Source organism: Buchnera aphidicola (Tetraneura ulmi) (assembly GCF_964058925.1).
GTDB lineage: Bacteria > Pseudomonadota > Gammaproteobacteria > Enterobacterales > Enterobacteriaceae > Buchnera_D > Buchnera_D aphidicola_B.
Genome location: NZ_OZ060366.1, coordinates 358,951 through 383,691, shown reverse-complemented (window position 1 = coordinate 383,691; position 24,741 = coordinate 358,951). Strand labels below are relative to the sequence as shown.

Here is a 24,741-nt window from a genome sequence, read left to right as displayed (position 1 = left end):
TTATAACTATAAAGTTTAATTTCTTTTTATGTATATATATATTGAACAATAATAAATTAAAATGAAAAATTATCGTACTCCTATGATGAAACAGTATTTTCTATTTAAAAAAAAATACCCAAAAATGATTATTTTTTATCAAATGGGGGATTTTTATGAAGTATTTTTTGAAGACGCTAAAAAAGTATCTTCATTATTGAATATTACTTTAACTAAACGAGGTCATTCTTCGGATAATGATATACCTATGGCTGGAGTTCCTTGTTCAAATATTAATTTTTATTTGTTACAGTTAATTAAAAATGGGGAAAAAGTAGTAATTTGCGATCAAATAAAAAATTCTTTTACAAAATTTGGAATATTAGAACGAAAAGTAGTAAGGATAATTACTCCTGGAACTGTTTTAGATGAAGAATTACTAGATGGAAATAATGATGTTTTATTAGCTGCTTTATATCAAGAAAAAGATAGATTTTCTTATTCAACTTTAGATTTAAGTTCAGGAAGATTTAAAATTTTTGAATGCCAAAATTTTGAAAGTTTACAGTCAAAAATTGAATTAACTAATCCTAATGAATTATTGTATCCTGAAAATTCTAATATAAAAAAAATAATGAAAAATAGAAAAGGGTTAAATCCTAAGCCTATTTATTATTTTGATTCATTTGTTACAAAAAATCAATTAAAAATTCATTTTGGAAAAAAAAAACTAGAAGAATTTGGAATAAAAGATGAATTTTTTAATCTCAAATCAGCAGGTTGTTTATTTAAATATGTTCAATCTATGCATAATAATTCTATTATGTCACACGTTAGAAAAATAAAATTTATCAAAGATAACGAATATATTGAAATAAATTCCTCTACAATTAAAAATTTAGAAATTATAAAAAATGTTTTAGGAACAGGAGATAATTCTTTATTATCTACTTTAGATAAAACGTCTACTAAAATGGGTAGTAGAATGCTAAAACGATGGCTTTGTTTTCCAATTAGAGACATTTCTATAATAAAAAGTAGACAAAGTAGTATTTCAGATTTAAAAAATATTTTTTTAAAAATACAAAAATATTTATCTCAAATGGGAGATTTAGAAAGAATTGTAGGAAGAATTTCTTTAAAAATTGCTTTACCTAGAGATTTTATATTATTACGAAATTCAATAGAGTTGTTTCCTAAAATAAATTTTATTTTATTAAAAACTAAAAATGAAAATTTAAAAAAAATATTAAAAAAAATAACTTTTTTTCCTAATTTATATTTTTTGTTAAAAAAATGTATAAGTGATAATCCTTCTAATTCTATACGTCATGGAGGTGTTATTGCAGAAAATTATAATTCTGAATTAGACGAATTAAGAAAATTAAAATCCATGTCTGAAAGTTTATTGAAAAACATTGAATTAGAAGAAAAAAAAAGGTTAGGGATAGAATCTTTAAAAATAGGATTTAATAGTTTAATTGGTTATTTTATTCAAATTAATAAAAAATATTCAAATATTATCCCTTTATATTATGTTAAAAAACAATCGATTAAACATTCTAATCGATATACTTTCCCTTTATTACAAAAATATCAAAAAAGATTTTTAGAATCAGAAATTAGAATAATAGCTTTAGAAAAAATGTTATATGAAGAATTATTTGATCATATGCTTCCATATATAGTTGATTTGCAAAAAGCATATATAGCAATTTCTGAGTTAGATGTTTTAACAAATTTATCAGAACGATCAGTAACTTTAAATTATATTTGTCCTAAAGTTTCCAATAAAAATATTTTATTTATAAAAAATGGAAGACATCCAGTAATAGAAAATATAATTGGAGTAAATTTTGTTAAAAATAGTGTTAAATTTTGTAAAAATAAGAGAATATTTATTATTACTGGTCCTAATATGGGAGGAAAAAGTACGTATATGCGTCAAATAGCATTAATTTCTATATTAACCTGGATTGGAAGTTTTGTTCCTGCAGAGTCTGCTACTGTTGGAATTATTGATAAAATATTTACTAGGATTGGTGCTTCTGATAATTTATCTTATGGACAATCTACTTTTATGGTTGAAATTAAAGAAATGGTTAGCATACTAAATAATGCTACAAAAAATAGTTTAGTAATAATAGATGAGATAGGTAGAGGTACTTCAATAATTGACGGTTTTTCTTTAGCCTGGTCGTGTATAAAATATTTAATTGAAAAAATAAACTGTATGACTTTATTTTCTACGCATTATTTTAAAATAACAGAATTATCTAGTAAATATAATTCTATTGAAAATTTATTTTTTAAAGTTTTAAAAAAAAATAAAAAAACATTTTTTTTATATAAAGTTCAATCTGGAGTTTCTAATAAAAGTTATGGATTATTGGTATCTTCATTGGCTGGATTACCTAAATTGGTTATTAAAGAAGCAAAAAAAAAGATGAAAGAAATAGAAAGAAACGAAATAGCTCTTAAAAAAAGGTTAAAAATTATAAAAAATTTAGAATCGTTGATTCCAGAAAAAATCTCTCCGATTGAAGCATTAAATTATATTTTTAAGATTAAAAAAATGTTAAAAAAAAATATTTATACTTATGAGTAAGTATTTTTTAGATATTATTTTTTTAAAAGAATTGATTTTTTGATAAAAATTCAATATTTACTCAACTCTAAAATATTTTTTAATAATAAGATTAAATTATTTTTTATAAAGATTTTTATTTTTAATAAATTAAATTAATAATAAAATGTATAATGTAATTATATTTTTATAAATTTAAAATTGATTTTAATTTAATTAAATAATTTTAGATTATAAGATTTTTTTTATATTGATTTAAAATTTTTTATTTAAAAAAAAATAATATAAATTTAAAAGTTATAAATTTTTAATAATTTCAGTAAAAATGTAAAAAATTCTAATGAATAAAAAATATGTTCATGTTATATATATAAATTTTTAAATTTAAATATTAAAAATATTTTTATTAAAAAATAAAAAATTAAAATAGAAATAAATTATTTTTATAGTTAAAAAAAATTATTTTTATATTTTAAATCCATTGTATATATATAATATATTTTTATTTTAGCACTTAAAAGATAAATATTTTTTTAGAATTTTCGAAATTTTTTTTAATAATCAATCTATTTTTAAAATACATATTTTTAGATTTTTTTATAAATTTTTAAATTTTTTTTAAAATAAGTAGTTTAATTTTTATTAAAAATAAATAATGTTAGTTATATTTAAATATTACTAATTAAAATTATTTTTAAAATTCATATTAATATTAATTTTAAATTTTATAAATTATTAAAAAACGTTAATTTATATTCTTGTTAGTTTTATGGATTTTACTAACAAGAACAAATTTATAAAAATTAAGTTAATAAATATATTTTTAAATTATTCAATAAAGTTATTTTTTTTATATTTTTTTATTTCTTTAAGACCGAAAAATGGAGCTTTTTTAGTACCTATTTTTTCTTCAATTCTAATTAATTGATTGTATTTGGAAGTTCTTTCTGTACGACACATTGAACCAGTTTTAATTTGTCCTGCTGCAGTTCCAACAGATAGATCTGATATAAAAGTATCTTCTGTTTCTCCTGAACGATGAGAAATAATTGTTGTATATTTAAATTTTTTTGCAAGCTCTATAGTGGATAACGTTTCTGTTAAAGTTCCTATTTGATTTAATTTAATTAAAATTGAATTTCCGATATTTTTTTTAATCCCTTCTTTTAATATATTAGAATTTGTTACGAATAAATCATCTCCAACTAATTGTATATAATTTCCTAAAATTTTTGTTTGATAATAAAACCCATCCCAATCGGATTCGCTTTGACCATCTTCTATTGAAGTAATTGGATATTTATTTACAAGTTTTTCTAGGTAATGAGTAAACTCTTTTGAAGAAAAACTTTTTTGTTCTCCTAATAAATTATATTTTTTTTTAGTTTTGTCGTATAATTCTGAAGCTGCACAATCTATAGCAAATGTGACATCTTTTCCTAAAATATAATCTGTATTTTTGATAGCTTCTATAATTATTTTGAAAGCATCTTCATTAGAATTTAAATTAGGTGAAAATCCTCCTTCGTCACCTACTGATGTACTCATTCCTTTTTTTTCTAAAATAATTTTTAGATGATGGAAAATTTCAGATCCTATTTTTATTGCTTCTTTTATGTTTTTTGCTCCAATAGGCTGAATCATAAATTCTTGTAAGTCAATGTTATTATTTGCATGTTTACCTCCGTTGATGATATTTATCATAGGTAAAGGCATAGAATATACATTTTTTGTATGATTTAGTTCAGAAATATGCTGAAATAAAGGAATTTTTTTAAAGGATGAAGCAGCTTTTGCTGCAGCTAGAGAGACAGATAGAATAGTATTAGCTCCTAAATTGGATTTATTTTCTGTATTATCTAGTTGAATCATAGTTTTATCAATTTTTTTTTGTTCTCTACAATCCATTTTAGAAATTGCGTTGTTTATGGTTGAATTAACTATTTTTACAGCTTTTTTTACTCCTTTTCCTAAAAAGTATTTTTTATTATTGTCTCGTAGTTCTAAAGCTTCTCTAGAACCAGTTGAAGCCCCAGATGGTACGGAAGATATTCCAGTTTTTCCACATTCTAAATATACTTGAGATTCTATAGTAGGATATCCTCTAGAATCGATAATTTCTCTAGCAATTATTTTAGTTATTTTGGGCATTTTTTTTCCTAAATTTTGAAATTATTCTTTTTATTTAAAGAAAACGATTTTTTTACAAAATCAATAAATAGAGGATGTCCATTTTTTGGATTTGAATTAAATTCAGGATGAAATTGACAAGCTATAAACCATGAATGATTTTTGAGTTCAAATATTTCTATTGATTTATTTTTTTTTGATTTTCCTGATAACAGTAAATCATTATTTTCTATTTCTTTTAGTAGTTTTTTATTTATTTGATATCTATGTCTATATCGTTCAACTATTTGTTTTTTTTTATATATTTCATAAACTAAACTATTTTTCTTTAGTATACATAATTGTCCTCCTAATCTCATTGTTCCTCCAAAATTCATGGAATTCATTTCTATATTTTTTTCTTCATTTCTCATTTTATGAATGATTGGAAATTTACAGTTTTTATTAAATTCAGTAGAATCAGCTTCTTTAATTCCAATTACATTTCTTATAAATTCTATTAATGCTAAATGCATTCCTAAACAAATTCCAAAGTAAGGTAAATTATTTTCTCTAGCATATTTTATTGCTAATAATTTTCCATTAATTCCTCTATTACCAAACCCTCCTGGAATTAATATTCCATCGAGTTTTTTAAAAATTTTTGTTTTTTTATTGTCTATTTTTTCTGAATCAATTAATTTTATATTAACTGAAATTTTTGTTTTTATACCAGCGTGTCTTAGAGCTTCTATTATAGATTTATATGCATCTGGTAATTCAATATATTTCCCTATCATACCAATTTTTATTTTTTTATTCGTATTAGATTCTAAAAATACAACTTTTTTCCATATAGATAAATTAGCTTTAGGTACTTTTAGTTTAAAATAGTTACAAATATAATCATCCAATCCTTGTTTATTTAAAAAAATAGGAATTTTATAAATTGAATCAGTATCTTGTAAAGAAATTACTGCTTTTTTTATAATGTTACAAAAAAGTGCGATTTTTTCTTTTTCTTTTTTAGATATTTTTTTTTCTGATCGACAAATAAGAACGTCTGGTTGAATTCCAATTGATAACAACTGTTTCACAGAATGTTGAGTAGGTTTTGTTTTAATTTCTTTAGAAACTGAAATATAAGGTAGTAGTGTTAAATGAATGTACATTACATTCTTTCTTCTTAGATCAACAGCCATTTGTCTAATAGCTTCTAAAAATGGTAGTGATTCAATATCTCCAACGGTTCCACCAATTTCAATTATCGCAATTTTTTTATTTTTTGAACCCTCAATAATTCTATTTTTTATAGCATTTGTAATATGGGGAATTATTTGAATTGTTTCTCCTAAATAATCTCCTCGTCTTTCTTTTTCTAGAACTTCAGAGTATATACTACCGGTTGTAAAATTATTTTTTTTTGTCATCTTTGTAGTAATAAATCGTTCATAATGACCTAAGTCTAAATCTGTTTCAGAACCATCTTCAGTAACAAATACTTCTCCATGTTGTATTGGACTAATAGTTCCAGGATCAACATTTATATAAGGATCTAATTTTATAATTGTTACATCCAAATTTCTAGCTTCAAGAATAGCACCTAAGGATGCAGCGGCAATACCTTTCCCTAATGAAGAAACTACTCCACCAGTTATAAAAATATAGTTAGTTTTCATTCTAGATCGAAAAGACAAAAATTAATTGTCTAGTTAGTAATACGTTAGTTTATTTTTTTAGTTAGTTTAAATTAATGAGTTTTATATTAAAATTTTGTTAAATTAAATTTTAATAATGAAATTATAACATGTGTTTTTAATTTTTAATTTCTTAATTTTCATTTTTTTATTTTAAATATTTAAAATATTTTTTTAAAGTTTGTTTTTTAAAATTTTATTTTTTTCTTAAAGAAACAATTCTATTAAAAATCCATTTTTTTTTATTATAATTTTTTTTTTCAATACAGAAATATCCTATTCTTTCAAATTGATAGTTTTTATTATAAGGTATTTTAGATATATAAGAATCAATTAGACCATTTTTTACAATTATTGAATTTTTATTTATATAGGATAAAAAGTCTTTTTTTAGTTCAGGGTTTTTTATTGTAAATAATTTTTCATATAAAAAAAATTTGGATTTTAAAGATTTTTTTTTAGATACCCAATGTAATATACATTTTATTTTTTCATTTTTTGGGTTTCTTCCTAAAGTATTTTTATCATATTTACAGTATATAGAAATAATATTATTATTCTTATCTTTTTTAATTTTTGTTGCTTGTATTACATATGCATATCGTAATCGAATTTTTGTATTTAAAGTTAAACGTTTATATTTTTTATCTTCTCTTTCTGAAAAGTCTGATCTATCTATGTATATTTCTTTAAAGAAAAAGATTTCTCTGAATCCCATTTTTGGGTTTTTAGGATGATTAGGAATTCTTATTTTCTCAGTTTTATTATCTGGATAATTTTCAATGATTATTTTTATTGGATCTAATACTGCCATAATTCTAGGAGCTATATCATTTAATTCTTTTCTTATACAAGATTCTAAAAAAGAAAATTCGATTAGACTCTCTTGTTTTGTAATTCCTATTTTATTGCAAAAGTTTTTTATAGAAGAAGCAGTATATCCTCTGTTTCTAAGTCCTGAAATAGTTGCTAATCTAGGATCATTCCAATTTTTTACAATTTTTTTTTCAATGAGAATTTGGATTTTTCTTTTAGATAGAATTGAGTATTCTAATTGTAATCTAGAAAATTCATATTGTTTAGGTTTGTTTGAGACATTAATTTTTTTTAATATCCAATCGTATAAGAATTTATTATCTGAAAATTCTAATGTACATAATGAATGAGTAATTCCTTCTATTGAATCAGAAATACAATGACTAAAATCATAAGTAGGGTAAATTAACCATTTATTAGAAGTAAGTTGATTTTTTTTTTTAAAAATAATTCTATATAAAACAGGATCCCTCATAACAATTCGAGATGAATTCATATCTATTTTAGCTCTAAGACAAGCTTTTCCTGGTAAAAAAAGACCGTCTTTCATTTTTTTAAATAAATACAAATTTTTTTTTATTGTGTTATTTTTATAAGGACTGTCTTTCCCAGTTTTGGTAAGTGTACCTCTATATTCTTGAATTTGTTTTTTTGTTAATAAATCTACGTAGGCTAAATTTTTCTTAATGAGTTGAATAGCATATTCATATATTTTTTCAAAATAATTTGAAGTATAACGTGGTTCTTTATGCCATTTAAATCCTAGCCATTTAATATCTTTTTGTATAGATGTAATAAATTCTATTTTTTCTTTTTTTGGATTTGTATCGTCAAATCTAAGATTACAATATCCATTGTAATTTTTAGCAATTCCAAAATTTAAACAAATTGTTTTTGCATGACCAATGTGTAGGTATCCATTTGGTTCTGGAGGGAATCTCGTTCTTACAAATAGATATTTTTTATTTTTTAAATCTTTGTCAATTATTTTTTTTATAAAATTGTTTTGCATTTTTTTCATCTTTATTATTTTTTTTAAACTATTTAAATTTTAGTTTTTTATTGTAGTAAGAAATATTATTTTAATAAAAAAATATTTTTTTTAAAAGAAAATTATAAGTATGTTGATGATTTTTTAAAAATATACTACACTAATCATTGTTTATAAATATAATATTTTTTTTGTATTCGGCTATGTAGCTCAGTTGGTTAGAGCACAGCACTCATAACGCTGGGGTCATGGGTTCAAATCCCGTCATAGCCAGATATTTAAAAGTTTAAATTTATTAAAAATTGTAATTTGTATTTAAATTTTTTAGCGGGAGTGGCGGAATTGGTAAACGCACCAGATTTAGGATCTGGCATCGAAAGATTTGCGAGTTCAAGTCTCGCCTTCCGTAAAATTAAAGAATTTTAAAAAATTTTAAAATATTTGGGACATAGCCAAGAGGCAAGGCACCGGTTTTTGATACCGGCATCCCTGGTTCGAATCCAGGTGTCCCAGAAGAATTTTTTAAATTTTTTAGAATATTTATTAATTAAAATTAAAGTATTATTTTTTTTTTAATTTTTTTTATTATGAAAAACAATTTTTATTAAATTTCATAATTTTTTTTGTATTGGATAATGAATAATTATAAACTTAAAGAATTAGCTGCTAAATCTGCAATAAAGTATGTAATTCCAAATTCAATTATAGGAATTGGAACTGGAACAACAGTATCTTTTTTTATTAGATTTTTGAAAGAGATAAAACATTTAATTCAGGGTGCTGTTTCTAGTTCATTAACTTCTAGTAAACTTCTAAGAAAAATTGGTATTAAATTATTTGATTTAAATGATGTTAGTTCGTTATCCATATATGTTGATGGAGCTGATGAAATTAACCCTAAAATGCAAATGATAAAAGGCGGTGGGAATGCTTTAACAAAAGAAAAGATTATTGCTGCTGTTGCAAAAAAATTTATTTGTATTATTGATGAAAATAAACAAGTAAAAGTTTTAGGAAAGTTTCCTTTATCTATAGAAGTTATTCCAATGGCTTGTTCTTATGTAATTTCTGAATTAAATAAATTAGGTGGATTTAGTAAAAAAAGAAAAAATGTAATAACTGATAATGGAAATTACATTATAGAAGTACATAAATTGAAAATTTTGAATCCTATTTTAATGGAAGAAAAAATAAATTCAATTGCAGGTGTTGTAACTGTAGGGATTTTTGCTAAAAGACCTGCTGATATAGTTTTAATAGGAAGTAGTGATGGTTTAAAAACAAATATTAATTATTAAGAAAAAATAATTTTTTATAAATTTTTTATTTTTTAAAATTATTTTTTTAAATTATTATAAAAATATAAATTTAGATTTTTAAATTTAGATATTTTTTAAAAAAAATTTTAAAAATAAGTAAATAATTTTATTAATAATTTTAAAAATTTTGATAAGTATTAAATTTTTTGAATCGAAGATTTCAAGTTTAATAGTAAGAAAAATTGAATATAATTTTTTATATTTGATTCATCAATATACAAGTTGTAATAATAATTCCATGTAATAATTTAAAAGATATTTTTATATTTAAAAGTTAATTTTTTATTATTAAAAAGGTTTTTTTAAAGATTTTATTTTTTTAAAGAGGAACTAATCAGTTGTCTCGATATTTTTTTACTTCAGAATCTGTTTCTGAAGGTCATCCAGATAAAGTTGCAGATCAAATATCAGATGCGTTACTAGACGCTTTTTTAGCACAAGATCCAATTTCTAATATAGCTTGTGAAACTTATGTAAAAACTGGAATGGTTTTAGTAGGTGGAGAGATTAAAACTTTAGCTTCTATTGATATAGAAGAAGTTATACGAGATATAATACGGAAAATTGGTTATGTTAATTTAAATTCTGGTTTTGATGCAAATTCTTGCGCTATTTTAAATACTTTTGGAAAACAGTCTTTAGATATTAGTAAAGGTATTAATAGAAATTCTTTTAATCCATACGATCAAAGAGCAGGGGATCAAGGAATTGTTTTTGGATTTGCCACTGATGAAACAGATGTTTTTATGCCAGCTCCTATTTTATATGCACATAGATTAGTGGAAAAGCATGCTAAAATTAGAAAAAAGAATTTATTTTCTTGGTTACGACCAGATGCAAAAAGTCAAGTTACTTTTGAATACGATTCAGGTAAAATTATAGGAGTAGATACAGTAGTTTTTTCAACCCAACATTCTGAAATGGTTTCATATAAAGAAATTAGGGATTTTGTTATGGAAGAAATTATTTTTTCTATAATACCAAAAGAATGGATTAGTAAAAATACTAAATTTCATATTAATCCTTCAGGAAGATTTGTTATAGGAGGACCTTTAGGAGATTGTGGTTTAACTGGAAGAAAAATAATAGTTGATACTTATGGTGGAATGGCTAGACATGGTGGTGGTTCTTTTTCTGGTAAGGATCCTTCTAAAATTGATAGGTCAGCTGCTTATGCAGCACGTTATATAGCCAAGAATATTGTTGCTGCAGGAATTTCTAAGAAATGCGAAATACAATTATCTTATGCAATTGGTGTTTCTAACCCAATATCTATTATGGTTGATACATTTGGAACAGGAAAAATAAGTAATGAAAATTTAGTTAAAATGATTAAAGAAATTTTTGATTTAAGACCTTATGGAATAATTAAAATGCTTGATCTTTTAAAACCAATTTATTTAGAAACATCTGTTTATGGTCATTTTGGAAGATCTAAATTTCCATGGGAGAAAATAGACAAAATAAAAGATATAAAAAAAGTTAGTGAGAATTTAGATTTTTAAATAAAGTTATTTTTAATAAATTTTAATTTTTAATATTAAAAAATGAATCCTATTTATGTTTTTTTATAATTAAGAATGATTAAAAATTTGAAAATAAAATCCAAAATTATATTTTTAAAATATTTATTTTGGATTTTATTTTTTTTTGCATCTGGAAGGATTCGAACCTTCTACCTCTCGGTTCGTAGCCGAGTGCTCTATCCAACTGAGCTACAGATGCAGTTTTTTAAAATTTCTTTTTTTCGGTGAGAGAGGGATTCGAACCCTCGATGCCAATAATTAATTTCACATACTCCCTTAGCAGGGGAGCGCCTTAAGCCACTCGGCCATCTCACCTAATTAAATTATTAAAAAATAATTTTTATATAATATAAAAAAAATTGGTTTTTTTATTTTTTAATTATTTTAATAATTATATTTTTTAAATATATAATTTTTATTTTATAAAAATTATTTTTTATCTTACTTTTATTTTTATAAAAAATCAAATTATTTTTTTAATTAAAAATATTCATTTAATTTTAAATTTATATATGTAAAATATATTTTTTGTATAATTAATAAAAAACCGTTATCTTTAAATATCTTTAAAAAAAATGTTTTTTTAATGAATAAATATAATTTGTTATAATTAATTTAGTTTGTATAAAAAAATTATTAAATTTTTTTTCTACGTCTTACATTGCTAATAGCAAGACGTAGTTTTATGGGGTTTTTTATTTTTGAATTTTAGATTTTTTTTCAGCTTGGATTCGTTGGTATATTTCTTCTCGATGAACTGAAATTTCTTTTGGTGCATTAATACCTAATCTAACTTGATTACCTTTTACTCCAAGTACAGTTACAGTAATTTCGTCTCCGATTACAAGCGTTTCTCCAACTCTTCGAGTTAGAATCAACATTCTATTATACTCCTTGTATAATTATAAATTTATTTAGAAGTTGTATTTAGTTTATTTTAATTAATTTTTTATTAATATGTTAATAAATTAAATTTTGAGTATTTCAAGAATCCAATTTTGGATTTTATTTGATATTTTTTTTTGAATTTTTGTTTCAATTTTTTCTCCACCACCTTCTGCTAGTTTTTCTTTTCCTCCTCCTTTTATTCTAATGTAGGTTTTTATTTGTTTTATTATTTCAACGGAAGTTATTTTATTAGTTATCTTTTCGCTAATTCCAACTATAAAATTGGATTTTTTTTTATTGTTAGTAAATAAAATTATAATTGAATTTCCTAGTATGTTTTGTGTTTTTTTTAATAAAATTCTTAAAAAATGTGGAGTACAATTATTAATTGTTGTTATTAAAAAATTTATATTTTTTATTTTTTTTGAGATTTTTTTTATTTTATGAATTAATAATTTTAATTCTTTTATTTTTATTTTTTCTATTTCTTTTTCTTTTTTTTTATTTTTTTGAATTAATTTTAGAACTTTACTATATACTTCTAATTTATTAGATTTTAAAATTTTAGAAATTTGATTTAGTTGTTTTTCTTGTTGATTTATATATTTTAAAGCTTGTATACCTGTTTTTGCTTCGATTCTAATCGTATTAGAACCTATTTTTTTTTCGGATATAATTTTAAAAAATCCAATATTTCCTGTATATTTTGTATGAGTTCCATTACATAGTTCTATAGAAGTATTTTTTATAGATACAACTCGTACTATTTTTTTATATTTTTTTTCGAATAGATATACAGCTCCATTTTTTTTTGCTTTTTCTATCTTTTCAAGATTGGTTTTTATCTTTATATTTTTGGAAATAATAATATTTATTATTTCTTCTATATTTTCTCGAACATAATTTTTAAAACTTGTTTCTTCGAACAAAAAATCGAACCTCAAACGTTTGGAATTTATTGAAGATCCTTTTTGAAATGTTTTTTTTCCTATTTCTTTTCTAATTATAGAATGTAATAAATGTGTTGCAGTATGATTATTTTGTATTAAATTTCTGTTATTGGAATCAATTTCAGAAATGATTTTTTGTTCTATTTTTATAGTTCCAGAAATTAATTTCCCAACATGTGCTATAGAGTTATTGTATTTTTTTGTATCATTTACAATAAATATTGATTGATAATCATCTTCAGATTTTAAAATTCCTATATCTCCTGTTTGTCCAGATGATTCTGGAAAAAATGTAGTTTTATTTAAAAATATAATTCCTTGTTCTCCATTTTTAATCGAGTTTTTAAATTTTCCATTTATAATAATTTTTTTTACTATTGCGTTAGTACTAGTATCATTATATCCTTCAAATAAAGTATTTATTTCAACATTAAGATCGTTTAAATATTTTTTTTTAAATTTTTTGGATCTAAAAGACATAGATTTTTGTTTATCCATCTCTTTTTTAAAAGTAGAATAATCTAATTCTATTTTTTTTTCTTTACAAAAATCTTTTGTTAAATCAATTGGAAATCCAAATGTGTCGTATAATTTGAATGCAATTTTTCCAGATAAAACATTTGTATTTGAATTAATACTAGTTTCTAATAATTTTGTTCCTCTTTCGATAGTTTTATTAAATTTAATTTCTTCGTTTTTTATTATTTCTATAATTGTTTTTTCTTTTTCTTTAAAATTTTTTTTTTCTTCGTTTAAAGATTCAATTAATACTGAGGCTAATTTATGAAAAAACATTTTTTTTAGACCAGCAGTATGGGAATATCTTAAAGCTCTTCTAATAATTCTTCTTAATACATATCCTCTACCTTCATTGTCAGGTACAATGTTTTCAAAGATAAGAAATACAGTAGATCTAATATGGTCTGATATTACGTTTAATATTTGATTATTATTTAAATTTATTCCTATATTGAAATTTTTAATAGCTTTTTTTAAAAATTTAAAAATATCAGTATCATAATTATTATTTTTATTTTGTAAAACTCTCGTTATTCTTTCTAAACCCATTCCTGTATCTACAGATGTGGTAGATAATGGTGTTATTTTATTGTTAGTTTCTTGATTATATTGTATGAAAACAATATTCCAAATTTCAATTTGGTTCAATAAATCTCTTTTAAAGTTGAGATCAATATCTTCTAGATAATTTTTTTTTTGATTATAAAAAATTTCAGTAGAAGGACCACATGGTCCGTTTTCTCCCATTGTCCAAAAATTATCTGATAAAAACTGTGAATTTTTTTTGTTTTTTACTCGAATAATTTTATTTTTTTTTAAACCAATGATATTTAGCCAAATTTCATAGGTTTCTTCATCATTTTCGTGTATTGTCACCCATAATCTATTTTTATTTATTCCGTACCAATTAGAAGAAGTTAATAGTTCCCAAGCATATTTAATTGCTTCTTTTTTAAAATATTTTCCAAAACTAAAATTTCCCAACATTTCAAAAAAAGTATGATGTCTATCACTATATCCTACATTTTCTAAATCGTTTTTTTTACCTCCTGTTCTTAAACATTTTTGAACCGTTACTAATGGATCGTAAGTAACTTTTTGTTTTCCTAAAAAAAAATCTTTGAATTGATTCATTCCTGCATTAGTAAATAGTAAACTTGGATCATTTTTTGGTATTAACGGACTACCTGTAATTATTTTATGTCCTTTTTTTTTAAAAAAGTTAAGGAACATTTGTCGTATTTCATTAGATTTTTTGTTCATTGTTTTTTTTAAAAAACATATATTATTTAAATTTAGAAAAGAAAATAAAATTTTATTTTTTCATAAAATTTTTTTATTTAGTATTTTTTAAAAGATTATTAAATATATTTTTGTTATTAAATTTTACATCATAATTAACTATTGCAAGAAACATTTTTTTTATTTTTTTTAGTTTGAGAAATTAAATCAATTTTAAAATGAGAATTTTTCATTAAAGATAATGTTTTTTTTGCATATATTGTATCTGGATAATTTTTTAATATATCTTTTCCTCTATCGATTACTATTGGATATATTTTTTTTTTGTAATAAAATTGTAAAATGGTAAATTCATGTTTGGCTAATCTGTCTTTTATGTTTACTAGTTGTTGTTGACCTATTTTAGAATATGGGCTTTTAGGGTATACAGATATTAACTTTAAAAAACTCATAAGAGCTTGAATGCTATGAATAGGATCAGTTTCACAATTATTTATTTTAAATAATCCAAATAAAAAATTTTGATCAAGAGACATATGTGACAAAGCTTCTAAATAGAGAATATAATCCATATTTGGATTATATGGATATTTTTTTTTAAACTTATAAATTTCTTTTAGTGTAAAAAAAAAATCTTTGTTAATGAAATATGAATAAATTAAATATATTTTAATTTTTTCTATGATTTTTTTTTTAAATGGTTGTTTTTCTAATTTTTTTAATTTTTTTATTGTTTCATTTATTTTTTTTTGTTTTAGTTGCTTTTTAAGAATATGAAAATTAATTTTATTCTCTTCGAGAGAAAAATTTTTTTTTATATTAACATGAGCAAAAATGTTTGTTGAATATATAATTAATATTAAAAATATAATTTTTTTTTTCATTAGCATAATTTATTTAAAATGTAAAATTAATATTTTTTATTATATAAATAAAAAAAAGTTTATTTTTTTTAAAATAAGGATAAATTTATTGAAAAAAAATACAATTAAAGAGAAGTTAAAATTAAAAGGTATTGTTCCTAAATCATTAATTATTAAAAAACGATTGGATAAAGTTTTAGTACATTTGTTTAGTTTCTATTCTCGGTCTATTTTACAAAAATTGATATTAGATGGTAAAGTAATGATCAATAATAAGTTTGTATACAAACCTTCTCAAAGATTATTTGGAGGTGAAAAAATTGTTATTTTCCCTAAAAATATTAAAGATGTTCAACCAAAAGCAGAAGATATTAAAATAAATATTATCTATGAAGATGATGATATTTTAGTAATTGATAAGTCTTCTAATTTAGTAGTACATCCTTATCCAGGAAATAATAAGGGAACGTTATTAAATGCATTAATGTTTCATAATAAAAATATAAATTATGTACCTAGATGTGGAATTGTACATCGTTTAGATAAAAATACTACTGGATTAATGGTAGTAGCTAAAAATTTCCTTTCATATAATATATTAAAAAGATTAATTAAAAATAAAAAAATAAAAAGAGAGTATAGAGCTATAGTAAATGGTAAAGTCCTTACAGGAGGTACAGTAAATCAACCGATTAGAAGACATTTAATTAATAGAATGAAAATGATTGTTCATCCTAAAGGAAGAAAGTCTATTACACATTATCGAGTTATAGAAAAATTTAGATATCATACTTATTTAAAAATTTTTTTAGAAACTGGAAGAACACATCAAATTCGAGTTCATATGTTGCATGTTCATCATAGTATTTTAGGTGATCCAACTTATAAAAATAACAAAAATAATTTTTTTTTTAAAACTTCTGATAAATTAAAAAAAAAACTTTCAAAATTTCCAAGACAAGCTTTGCATGCAAGTAAATTGTCTTTTCTTCATCCTACAAAAAAAATAAATATGTCTTGTAAATCAAGATTACCAACAGACATGCAGAATATTTTAATGTGTTTAAGAAAAAATTAATTATTCTTAAATTAAAATGGTTAAATTTTGTTTTTATTTTTTTTAAATAATCTAATAGCAGCTGTTTTAATTGCCCAAATATAACCTTCTATGCCTAGTCCACTAATTGTACCAGAAGAAATATCAGAAAACCAGGAATGTGTTCTAAAAGTTTCTCTAGAATATATATTTGAAATATGTACTTCAATAAAAGGAATTTCTACAGAAATTAAACTATCTCTTATGGCTAAACTAGTATGAGTGAATGCAGCTGGATTGATTATTATATATTGGATTTTTTTTTTAGAAGCATGTATTTTCTCAATTATTTCGTGTTCAGCATTAGATTGAAAATGGGAGATATTTATATTTAGTTTTTTTGATTCTTTATTTAATAAGTCATTTAATTGACTTAAAGTAGTTTTTCCATAAATATTTGTTTCTCTAGTTCCTAACAAATTTAAGTTAGGTCCATTTAATATAAGAATATTAAACATATTTTTCATAACTTTTAGTTTTCCAGTTTTTATATTTAAAAAATATTAATAATATTTTTTAAAAAATGTTTTTATATTATATGATAAGTTTTTATAAAATTGCTTTTATAAAAAGAATTTTTAAAATAAAAATAAAAAAATGAATTTAAAAAAATATTGAAAACATTTTATTTTATTTTTTTTTAGAAATCAATTTATTATAATTTTTGTTTAAAATTCCTTACAAAAAAATAACTTAAAGTAGGTCTTTAATGATATTAGATTTAGTAAAAAATCAATTGTTAACAGAAAACGGAATTAAAACTGAAGAAATATTATCGTTTTTAAGTGATCTTTCTAATTATGGTTCTGAATATTCTGATTTATATTTTCAATCTAAATATTATGAAAATTGGTTATTAGAAGATGAAAAAATAAAAGAGGTAAAATACGATTTAGATCAAGGTGTTGGGATAAGATCAATAAATAAAGAAACAATTAGTTTTTCTTGTTGTAATGAAATAAGTAAAAAATCTTTAGAAAATCAAGTAAATATAGTAAATAGTATTTTTTTAGATAAAGAAGTTAAAAAAAAGGATTTTTTTTTTAAAAAACCTATAATTAATAGTATATATACGAAAAATAATCCCTTAAAAAATTATAAAAACGAAGAAAAAATAAATATTTTAAAAAATGTAAATAGTATAGCTAAAAAGATTAGTAAAAATGTTGTTAAAGTTTTCGTCAGTTTAACTGGTTCTTATGAATATGTATTAATAGCTTCTACTGATGGTGTACTAACAGCAGATATACGACCCTTAGTTCGATTTTTTATACATACTTTAGTTGAAAAAAACAGTAAAAGAGAAATTGGAATGAGTGGAGGTGGAGGACGATATGATTATAGTTTTTTTCTAAAAAAAAATAATTTTGGTTGTTCCAACTTAGAATATTTCATATCTGAATCGGTACGAATCGCATTAGTTAATCTAGATGCAAAAGAAGCTCCATCTGGTACTTTTCCAGTAGTTTTAGGAAGTGGTTGGCCAGGAGTACTTTTACACGAAGCAGTAGGACATGGTCTTGAAGGTGATTTTAATAGAAGAAAAACTTCTGTTTTCACTGGAAAATTAGGTAAAATAGTTTCTTCTCCATTATGTACTGTAATTGATGATGGAACAATTGAAAACAGAAGAGGTTCTTTAAATATAGACGATGAAGGAGTAGCTAGTCAACGTAATGTTTTAATTAAGAATGGTATTTTAGTTGGATATTTACAAGACAAATTTAATGCTCGTTTGATGAATACTGTATCTACTGGAAATGGTAGAAGAGAATCTTATGCTTTTTTACCTCTCCCGAGGATGACAAATACTTATATGTTACCTGGTAAATCTGATCCTAAAGATATAATTAATAGCGTCGATTATGGGTTGTATGCAACAAATTTCTCTGGAGGACAAGTAGATATTACTTCTGGTAATTTTGTATTTTCTAGTTCAGAGGCATATTTAATAAAAAAAGGAAAAATTATTCATCCTGTAAAAAATGCTACTTTGATTGGATCTGGTATAGATGTTATGAAATCAATTTCAATGATAGGAAATGATTTGAATATGGACTTAGGAATTGGAGTTTGTTTTAAGGATGGACAAGGAATTCCTGTTGGAGTAGGTCAACCTACTGTAAAAATAGAAAGATTGACTGTTGGAGGAACAAAAAAAACTTAAATAAAAAATTTTTGTAAAAATAAAAATATTTTTATATGTATAGTATTGCAGTCTAAATTTAAAATAGTAGACTGCAAGAGTATATTATTTATTTAATTTTTTTATTTTTTCATAGCTTTTTTCTTTTATTTTTGCTGATTTTCCGGTTCTATTCCTTAAATAATATAATTTTGATTTTTTAACGTCTCCTTTTCTAATTATAGAAATTTTTTCTATAATCGGAGAATGAGTTTGAAAAACTCGTTCTACACCTTCTCCATTAGAAATTTTACGAACACAAAATGAAGAGTTTAGTTGTCTGTTTTTTTTTGAAATAACTATTCCTTCAAAGGATTGAAGTCTTTTTTTGTTACTTTCTACTACCCAGATTTCTATTTTTAAATTATCTCCAGTACTGAAGTTAGGTATAGATTTATTTATTTGTTGATTTTCTATTAAAGCTATCAATTTATTCATATAAAATTTTTCCATAATGAAAAAATGTTCTTTTTTATTTATTTATTTTTTTTTTTAGATTATAAATATATTTTTTTTCTTCATTTGTTAACGAAATTTTTTTTATAATATTAGGATATTTTTCTAAAGTTTTTTTTAGAGCTTTTAATCTTCTCCATTTTTTTATTTTTTTATGATCACCTGATAATAAAATTTTTGGGACTGTTTTATTTTCTATGGTTTTAGGACGAGTATAGTTTGGATAATCTAGAATATTTTTATAAAAAGAATCTTTTTCAAAAGATTCTTTTTTTTTTAAAACTCCTGGATAAATTCTTGTTAACGCATCAATTAATACCATTGCTGCTAATTCACCACCGCTAATAATATAATTACCAATTGAATATTCTTCTTCTATTTCCATTTCTATTATTCTTTCGTCAATTCCTTTATATCTTCCACATATAAGAATAAAATTAGGTATTTTAGATAATTTTAAAATTTCATTTTGATTTAACATTTTTCCTTGAGGAGACAAATATATGATTTTTTTTTCTCCTTTAATAAGTGATTTAATATGTCTAATAGATTTCAATAGAGGAGGTGCGGTCATTACCATACCTACTCCACCTCCATAGGGTCTATCATCTATTGATTTTCTAGAATTTTTTGAGTAATTTCGTAAATTCCATACTTTAATTTTAATTATTTTTTTTTTTATTGCTCTAGAAATGAGTCCATATTGTTTAAAATTTTCAAACATTTCTGGAAAAATACTAATGATGTTTATCCACATAAATTAAATTCTTTATATTTTATATAATTAGATTAAGTTCCATTTTACTAATATTATTTTTTTTTGAATATTAACATTTTTAATTATTTTTTCTTCAATAAATGGAATAAGAATTTTTACTTCTTTTTTGTTTTTTTTTTTATGAGAATTTATAATTAAAACATCATTGTTTCCTGTTTCTATAATATTTACAACGATTCCTAAAATTTTTAAATTAATATTAAAAACAGTACAATTGAGAATATCTTTCCAGTAGTATTCTTTTTTTTTTTTATATGGTAGAAGTACTTTTTCTTCAACCATAATGAATTGGTTGATAATTTTTGTAGCTTCAGATCTATTATTTATTTCTATTATTTTAATTAAAAAATTTTTTTTATTTTTTTTCCATGTTTCTAAATTTAATAAATTTTGTTTTTTTTTTATAAACCAGGGTTGATAGTTAAAAATGTTTTTTTTTATTTCTGTAAAAGAATCAATTTTCATCCATCCTAAAATTCCATATACTGATTTTATTTTTCCTACAATGATTGAAGATTTTTTTTTAACATAATTTATTTTCATAATTAAATAAAGTAATTAAATATATTAATATTTTTTATTTTTTTTTATTTTTTTAATTTTTTTATTAAAAATTTGATTTTTTGGGACATTTGCGCTCCTTTTCTGATCCATTTTTTTAAATTATTTAAATTTACTGATAATTTTTTAGAATTATCTTTTTCAATAGGATTAAAAAACCCGATTTTTTCTATGAATCTTCCATTTCTGAAAAAACGGTTATCTGCTATAACAATTTTATAGAAAGGTTTCTTTTTACTACCATGTCTCGCTAAACGAATTTTAACCAAAATTTATTCCTTCTTGATTGTTTAATAAATTTTATTATACTTTATTTTGGTAAAATAAAATTTATTTTATTTAAAATTGAAAATTTTATAATTTTTTATTAGATAGATTAAATCATATTTTTTATATTATTTATAATTTGACTAAAACTTTTATTTTTTATTTTTTTCATCATTTTTTTTACTTCTTCAAATTGTTTTAATACTCTATTTACTTCGTATGTTTTTGTTCCTGATCCTTTGGAAATTCTTTTTTTTCTTGATCCTTTTATAATTTCTGGATTTCTTTTTTCTTTTTCAGTCATTGAACTAATTATCGATTCTATTTTTTTGAATGTTTTTTTATCAAAATTAGTATTCATTTTATTATTTAAAATATTTTTTCTACTAATTTTATTGATTAAATTAAATATTCCATCAAAATTTTTCATCTCTTTAATTTGTATTAAAAAATGATTTAAATCAAATTTTTTTTTACTTTGAATTGTTTTTTTTAAATTTTTTGATTTAGATAAATTAATTTTTTTTTCAATATCTTTTATAATTGATAAAGTAGTTTCCATTCCTAAAATTTTACAAGCCATTTTTTTTGGATTGAATAACTCAATATCATTTAATTTTTCTCCAGTTCCAATAAATTTTATAGCTTTTCCTACAATGTATTTTACTGATAATGCAGCGCCACCTCTAGCATCACTGTCAGTTTTTGTTAAAATAATTCCAGATAGTGGTATTGTTTCGTTGAATTTTTTAGCTACGTTAATTGAATCTTGACCCATCATTGAATCAACAACAAATAGAGTTTCATTTGGATTAATAGTTTGATGCATTTCTTTAATTTCAGAAATCATATATTCGTCAATATGTAATCTTCCTGCTGTATCTATTAAAATTAGATCATAGTTTTTTCTTTTTGCATAACTTATTGCAGATTTTGCAATTTCTATTGGTTTTTGTGTATTATTTGAAGGAAAAAAATCAATTTTTATTTGTAGTGATAAAATTTCTAGTTGTTTAATTGCAGCAGCTCGATAAACATCAGTAGATGTAATTAATATTTTTTTTTTTTTTTGTTTTTTAATAAATTTTCCAATTTTTCCTATAGTAGTAGTTTTTCCCACTCCTTGTTGTCCAACAAATAAAAATATATTCAATTTTTTTTTAGAAAAATCAAGTATATTATTTTTATCTTCCATAAAATTTATTAATTCGTTTTTAATTATCTTTAAAAATTCTTGTCCTGGAGTTAAATTATTATTAATATTTTTTCCAATTATTTTTTTTTTGCTAGATTTTATAAATTTTTTTATTACAGGAAAGGAAACGTCTGCTTCTAGAAAAGACTTTCTAATTTCTCTAAGTGTGTCTTCAATATTTTCTTCTGTAATTCTTCCTTTATTAGAAATATTTCTTATTGTTTTAGCTAGTCGTTGTGCAATTGAATTAAACATCATCGTCTCAAATATTATTAGTTAATAACTAAATTGTTAATAATTATTTTTTTATTATTTAGAAATAAATTATTGTTATAAAAAAAAATCGTTTGGATTTTATTTTATATAGAAGAAGGATAATAACCTAATATTTTAATTTTTTTTTTTTTTATTAATTTTGAAATTTTAAAAATAAAAAAATTTTTAACTTTTGAATTAATGTCATTTTTTAAAAAAAATTCAATAAAAAATATCTTTTGTTCATTATTTTTTATAGAAGGTCTAGCTTCTATGTTATTAATTAGCATGTTTTCTTTGTCAATATTTGAAATTATGTCAATGATGTAATTAGATTTTATATCATTTTTTAGTATTAGAATTAATTTATTATTTTCTTTAAAAGTTGTTTTTTTTTGTTTTCCTAAAATTATAAAAGTTGTAATATTTTTTTTTTTATTATTAATATTTTTTTTTAGTATATATAAATTATGTATTTTTTTTCCTAGTTTCCCTCCTATAGCAGCTATGTTTGTTTTTTTTTCTTGAGATATTTTTTTTAATGCTTCAGCACTACTATTTGTATGTTTAATTATCCAATTTTTGTTTTTTTTTAAAAATTCACTACATTGTTTAATGGGTTGGTAATGAGAATAAATGATTTTTATGTTCTCTATTTTACATTTTTCTTTAGTTAATAAATAATGATTTATTGAAAGTTTTATTTCGTTAATAATAGATAAATTGGTATTTTGTAATAAATCATATACTTCATGAATAGCACCTGAACAGGTATTGTATATTGGCAAAATAGAAAAATTATTTTCTATTTTATTGGTTGTTTTTTTTATTATTTGAAAAAAATTTTTGCATTTTTTCATTTTTAATTTTTCTGAATTATATTTGCAATATTTTATTGCAGCTTGATGTGAATAAGATCCTTGAGGGCCTAGAAAAAATATTTTTTGTAAGTTTAGATCTTTATTTTTTTTTGTTATACATTTTTGTAGAATTACTGATTCATTTATAATAATTTTAAATATTTTTTTTACGTATTTTGAATTTATTTGTTTTTTTATGGATAAATTAATAATTTTATCCATAACTTCTTTTTCTCTTTTTTTATCTTTGATTGGTTTATTATATTTTTGTTTATATAAAGCAATACTCTTTGATACAAAACATCTTTCTTTTAACAAAAGAATAATTTTTTTGTCAATTAGATCTATTTTACTTCTTAATTTTAAAAAAGACGATTCATGATTCATATGAATTACCTGTAAGATTGTTGATAGAAAGGATATGATTGATTTTTTTAAAAAAATAAGTTTAAGATTTATATTTTTTTTAAAATATTATTAATATTTTTTTATATCAAATATATTTTTTTAATTTTAATTTAATTTTTTTCATTTTGAATATTTCTTTGTATTTTGCTTCTAAAAAATATATCATATTTTTATATTGATTTAAAAATTGAAAATTATTTTTTAGTATAATTATCTGGATAATATTAGTATGAAAACTTATTCTGCAAAAATAACAGACATAAAGCGATCTTGGTATACAGTTGATGCTTGTGGAAAGATCTTAGGAAGATTGGCAACAAATTTATCAATTATATTACGTGGTAAACATAAAGTAGAATACACGCCTCATGTTGATACAGGAGATTTTTTAATAGTTTTAAATGCTAGTAAAGTTGTAGTTAGTGGGAAAAAGAATGTAAAAAAACTATATTTTCATTATACTGGTTATGCAGGTGGACTTAAAAAAATTACGTTTAAAGAAATGTTAATTAAAAACCCAGAAAAAATAATTAAAATTGCAGTAAAAGGAATGTTACCTAAAGGTCCATTAGGTAGAAAAATGTTAAGTAAATTAAAAATTTTTTCTGGTTCTAAACATGATCATGATGCTCAACAACCTAAAATATTAAATTTTTAGTGAAGGTAAAATAAAGTACTATGAAAAATAAAAAAAGTCATTACGGTACTGGCCGTAGGAAAACTTCTTCAGCAAGAGTTTTTCTTAGTTTAGGAAATGGAAATATTATTATTAATAATAAAACGTTAGAAAAATATTTTGGTAGAAAAACTTCTTGTATGATAGTTAAACAACCATTAAATATTATAAATTTGTTAGAAAAGTTTGATTTTTATATTACTGTTAAAGGAGGTGGGGTTTCTAGTCAAGCAGGAGCTATTAGACAAGGTATTACAAGATCGTTAATAAAATATGATAATTCTTTTAGAGTAATATTACGAAAATCAGGATTTGTTACTAGAGATTCCAGAGAAGTAGAAAGAAAAAAGGTGGGTTTACGAAAATCAAGAAAGAAACCACAATTTTCAAAAAGGTGATTATTATTGCTATGTTTCTATTATTTTTTTATTTATTAATTTTTTTAGTTATTTTTTTAAAACCCGGATTATTTTTTATTACCGGGTTCTTGAATATTTTTATTGTAATTTTTTTATTTT

Annotated in this window: 20 protein-coding genes and 5 tRNA genes; 10 read left to right on the top strand and 15 right to left on the bottom strand. The window is 21.7% G+C overall.

Annotated features, from left to right (window positions below; translation table 11 throughout):
- Positions 1-61 precede the first annotated feature (61 nt).
- Positions 62-2,587, top strand: a complete 2,526-nt coding sequence (mutS, locus tag AB4W66_RS01770; RefSeq protein ID WP_367674735.1) for a DNA mismatch repair protein MutS — start codon at positions 62-64, stop codon at positions 2,585-2,587.
- 807 nt (positions 2,588-3,394) lie between these two features.
- Here the strand turns inward: mutS and eno are convergent.
- The 3 genes from eno to glnS form a co-directional block, all read right to left on the bottom strand.
- Positions 3,395-4,717 (bottom strand): phosphopyruvate hydratase, encoded by a 1,323-nt coding sequence (eno, locus tag AB4W66_RS01765; protein WP_367674734.1) that lies wholly within the window; start codon positions 4,715-4,717, stop codon positions 3,395-3,397.
- An 8-nt stretch (positions 4,718-4,725) separates the two neighbouring features.
- Positions 4,726-6,354 carry a CTP synthase gene (locus AB4W66_RS01760; RefSeq protein ID WP_367675085.1) on the bottom strand — a complete coding sequence of 543 codons (1,629 nt, stop codon included), beginning with the start codon at positions 6,352-6,354 and terminating at the stop codon, positions 4,726-4,728.
- Positions 6,355-6,568: 214 nt separating this feature from the next.
- On the bottom strand, positions 6,569-8,209 hold the full coding sequence (gene glnS / locus AB4W66_RS01755; protein WP_367674733.1) for a glutamine--tRNA ligase: 1,641 nt from the start codon (positions 8,207-8,209) through the stop codon (positions 6,569-6,571).
- A 169-nt stretch (positions 8,210-8,378) separates the two neighbouring features.
- On the opposite strand from glnS, the gene AB4W66_RS01750 reads away from it, so the two are divergent.
- The 5 genes from AB4W66_RS01750 to metK all read left to right on the top strand — a co-directional run bounded on the left by AB4W66_RS01750 (position 8,379) and on the right by metK (position 11,003).
- Positions 8,379-8,452: transfer RNA gene (locus AB4W66_RS01750), tRNA-Met, on the top strand.
- A 54-nt stretch (positions 8,453-8,506) separates the two neighbouring features.
- Positions 8,507-8,588 (top strand) — tRNA-Leu (locus AB4W66_RS01745).
- Positions 8,589-8,621: 33 nt separating this feature from the next.
- Positions 8,622-8,692, top strand: a tRNA-Gln gene (locus AB4W66_RS01740).
- A gap of 122 nt (positions 8,693-8,814) precedes the next feature.
- Positions 8,815-9,477 (top strand): ribose-5-phosphate isomerase RpiA, encoded by a 663-nt coding sequence (rpiA, locus tag AB4W66_RS01735; protein WP_367674732.1) that lies wholly within the window; start codon positions 8,815-8,817, stop codon positions 9,475-9,477.
- A gap of 359 nt (positions 9,478-9,836) precedes the next feature.
- On the top strand, positions 9,837-11,003 hold the full coding sequence (gene metK, locus AB4W66_RS01730) for a methionine adenosyltransferase (RefSeq protein WP_367674731.1): 1,167 nt from the start codon (positions 9,837-9,839) through the stop codon (positions 11,001-11,003).
- 146 nt (positions 11,004-11,149) lie between these two features.
- Here metK and AB4W66_RS01725 read toward each other — a convergent pair.
- The 5 genes from AB4W66_RS01725 to bamD all read right to left on the bottom strand — a co-directional run bounded on the left by AB4W66_RS01725 (position 11,150) and on the right by bamD (position 15,507).
- Positions 11,150-11,223 (bottom strand) — tRNA-Arg (locus AB4W66_RS01725).
- A gap of 23 nt (positions 11,224-11,246) precedes the next feature.
- Positions 11,247-11,339: transfer RNA gene (locus AB4W66_RS01720), tRNA-Ser, on the bottom strand.
- 380 nt (positions 11,340-11,719) lie between these two features.
- A complete protein-coding gene (gene csrA / locus AB4W66_RS01715) occupies positions 11,720-11,905 on the bottom strand; it encodes a carbon storage regulator CsrA (protein WP_367674730.1) in 186 nt (61 codons plus the stop codon).
- A gap of 87 nt (positions 11,906-11,992) precedes the next feature.
- Positions 11,993-14,644: an alanine--tRNA ligase gene (gene alaS / locus AB4W66_RS01710; RefSeq protein WP_367674729.1), complete on the bottom strand. Its 2,652-nt coding sequence runs from the start codon at positions 14,642-14,644 to the stop codon at positions 11,993-11,995.
- Positions 14,645-14,778: 134 nt separating this feature from the next.
- A complete protein-coding gene (gene bamD, locus AB4W66_RS01705; RefSeq protein WP_367674728.1) occupies positions 14,779-15,507 on the bottom strand; it encodes an outer membrane protein assembly factor BamD in 729 nt (242 codons plus the stop codon).
- A gap of 103 nt (positions 15,508-15,610) precedes the next feature.
- Between bamD and rluD the strand changes: the two genes are divergently transcribed.
- Positions 15,611-16,564 carry a 23S rRNA pseudouridine(1911/1915/1917) synthase RluD gene (gene rluD / locus AB4W66_RS01700; RefSeq protein WP_367675084.1) on the top strand — a complete coding sequence of 318 codons (954 nt, stop codon included), beginning with the start codon at positions 15,611-15,613 and terminating at the stop codon, positions 16,562-16,564.
- A 20-nt stretch (positions 16,565-16,584) separates the two neighbouring features.
- Here the strand turns inward: rluD and aroQ are convergent, their stop codons facing one another.
- Entirely contained in the window at positions 16,585-17,049 is a 465-nt protein-coding gene (gene aroQ / locus AB4W66_RS01695; RefSeq protein WP_367674727.1) for a type II 3-dehydroquinate dehydratase, read from the bottom strand.
- 242 nt (positions 17,050-17,291) lie between these two features.
- Here aroQ and tldD point away from each other — a divergent pair, with 242 nt between their 5' ends.
- Complete coding sequence (tldD, locus tag AB4W66_RS01690; protein WP_367674726.1) at positions 17,292-18,749, top strand: metalloprotease TldD; 1,458 nt, start codon at positions 17,292-17,294, stop codon at positions 18,747-18,749.
- 84 nt (positions 18,750-18,833) lie between these two features.
- Here the strand turns inward: tldD and rplS are convergent, their stop codons facing one another.
- From rplS to AB4W66_RS01660, 6 genes are all read right to left on the bottom strand, one after another.
- The gene (gene rplS, locus AB4W66_RS01685; RefSeq protein WP_367674725.1) at positions 18,834-19,205 is read right to left on the bottom strand and encodes a 50S ribosomal protein L19; all 372 of its coding nucleotides are present in this window, start codon (positions 19,203-19,205) and stop codon (positions 18,834-18,836) included.
- Positions 19,206-19,239: 34 nt separating this feature from the next.
- Entirely contained in the window at positions 19,240-19,980 is a 741-nt protein-coding gene (gene trmD, locus AB4W66_RS01680) for a tRNA (guanosine(37)-N1)-methyltransferase TrmD (RefSeq protein WP_367674724.1), read from the bottom strand.
- Positions 19,981-20,007: 27 nt separating this feature from the next.
- On the bottom strand, positions 20,008-20,544 hold the full coding sequence (gene rimM, locus AB4W66_RS01675) for a ribosome maturation factor RimM (RefSeq protein WP_367674723.1): 537 nt from the start codon (positions 20,542-20,544) through the stop codon (positions 20,008-20,010).
- 44 nt (positions 20,545-20,588) lie between these two features.
- Positions 20,589-20,831 (bottom strand): 30S ribosomal protein S16, encoded by a 243-nt coding sequence (rpsP, locus tag AB4W66_RS01670; RefSeq protein ID WP_367674722.1) that lies wholly within the window; start codon positions 20,829-20,831, stop codon positions 20,589-20,591.
- Between the two features lie 107 nt (positions 20,832-20,938).
- Positions 20,939-22,279 (bottom strand): signal recognition particle protein, encoded by a 1,341-nt coding sequence (gene ffh, locus AB4W66_RS01665; RefSeq protein WP_367674721.1) that lies wholly within the window; start codon positions 22,277-22,279, stop codon positions 20,939-20,941.
- A gap of 104 nt (positions 22,280-22,383) precedes the next feature.
- Positions 22,384-23,526, bottom strand: a complete 1,143-nt coding sequence (locus AB4W66_RS01660; RefSeq protein WP_367674720.1) for a prephenate dehydratase domain-containing protein — start codon at positions 23,524-23,526, stop codon at positions 22,384-22,386.
- Between the two features lie 250 nt (positions 23,527-23,776).
- On the opposite strand from AB4W66_RS01660, the gene rplM reads away from it, so the two are divergent.
- Both rplM and rpsI read left to right on the top strand, forming a co-directional pair.
- A complete protein-coding gene (rplM, locus tag AB4W66_RS01655; RefSeq protein ID WP_367674719.1) occupies positions 23,777-24,205 on the top strand; it encodes a 50S ribosomal protein L13 in 429 nt (142 codons plus the stop codon).
- Between the two features lie 20 nt (positions 24,206-24,225).
- Complete coding sequence (gene rpsI, locus AB4W66_RS01650; protein ID WP_367674718.1) at positions 24,226-24,621, top strand: 30S ribosomal protein S9; 396 nt, start codon at positions 24,226-24,228, stop codon at positions 24,619-24,621.
- Positions 24,622-24,741 lie beyond the last annotated feature (120 nt).

Excerpts from the sequence above, each read along its gene's own strand:
- mutS (WP_367674735.1), top strand. The coding sequence starts at position 62 with ATGAAAAATTATCGTACTCCTATGATGAAACAGTATTTTCTATTTAAA.
- eno (WP_367674734.1), bottom strand. The coding sequence starts at position 4,717 with ATGCCCAAAATAACTAAAATAATTGCTAGAGAAATTATCGATTCTAGA.
- AB4W66_RS01760 (WP_367675085.1), bottom strand. The coding sequence starts at position 6,354 with ATGAAAACTAACTATATTTTTATAACTGGTGGAGTAGTTTCTTCATTA.
- glnS (WP_367674733.1), bottom strand. The coding sequence starts at position 8,209 with ATGAAAAAAATGCAAAACAATTTTATAAAAAAAATAATTGACAAAGAT.
- rpiA (WP_367674732.1), top strand. The coding sequence starts at position 8,815 with ATGAATAATTATAAACTTAAAGAATTAGCTGCTAAATCTGCAATAAAG.
- csrA (WP_367674730.1), bottom strand. The coding sequence starts at position 11,905 with ATGTTGATTCTAACTCGAAGAGTTGGAGAAACGCTTGTAATCGGAGAC.
- alaS (WP_367674729.1), bottom strand. The coding sequence starts at position 14,644 with ATGAACAAAAAATCTAATGAAATACGACAAATGTTCCTTAACTTTTTT.
- bamD (WP_367674728.1), bottom strand. The coding sequence starts at position 15,507 with ATGAAAAAAAAAATTATATTTTTAATATTAATTATATATTCAACAAAC.
- aroQ (WP_367674727.1), bottom strand. The coding sequence starts at position 17,049 with ATGAAAAATATGTTTAATATTCTTATATTAAATGGACCTAACTTAAAT.
- tldD (WP_367674726.1), top strand. The coding sequence starts at position 17,292 with ATGATATTAGATTTAGTAAAAAATCAATTGTTAACAGAAAACGGAATT.
- rplS (WP_367674725.1), bottom strand. The coding sequence starts at position 19,205 with ATGAATAAATTGATAGCTTTAATAGAAAATCAACAAATAAATAAATCT.
- trmD (WP_367674724.1), bottom strand. The coding sequence starts at position 19,980 with ATGTGGATAAACATCATTAGTATTTTTCCAGAAATGTTTGAAAATTTT.
- rimM (WP_367674723.1), bottom strand. The coding sequence starts at position 20,544 with ATGAAAATAAATTATGTTAAAAAAAAATCTTCAATCATTGTAGGAAAA.
- ffh (WP_367674721.1), bottom strand. The coding sequence starts at position 22,279 with ATGTTTAATTCAATTGCACAACGACTAGCTAAAACAATAAGAAATATT.
- AB4W66_RS01660 (WP_367674720.1), bottom strand. The coding sequence starts at position 23,526 with ATGAATCATGAATCGTCTTTTTTAAAATTAAGAAGTAAAATAGATCTA.
- rplM (WP_367674719.1), top strand. The coding sequence starts at position 23,777 with ATGAAAACTTATTCTGCAAAAATAACAGACATAAAGCGATCTTGGTAT.
- rpsI (WP_367674718.1), top strand. The coding sequence starts at position 24,226 with ATGAAAAATAAAAAAAGTCATTACGGTACTGGCCGTAGGAAAACTTCT.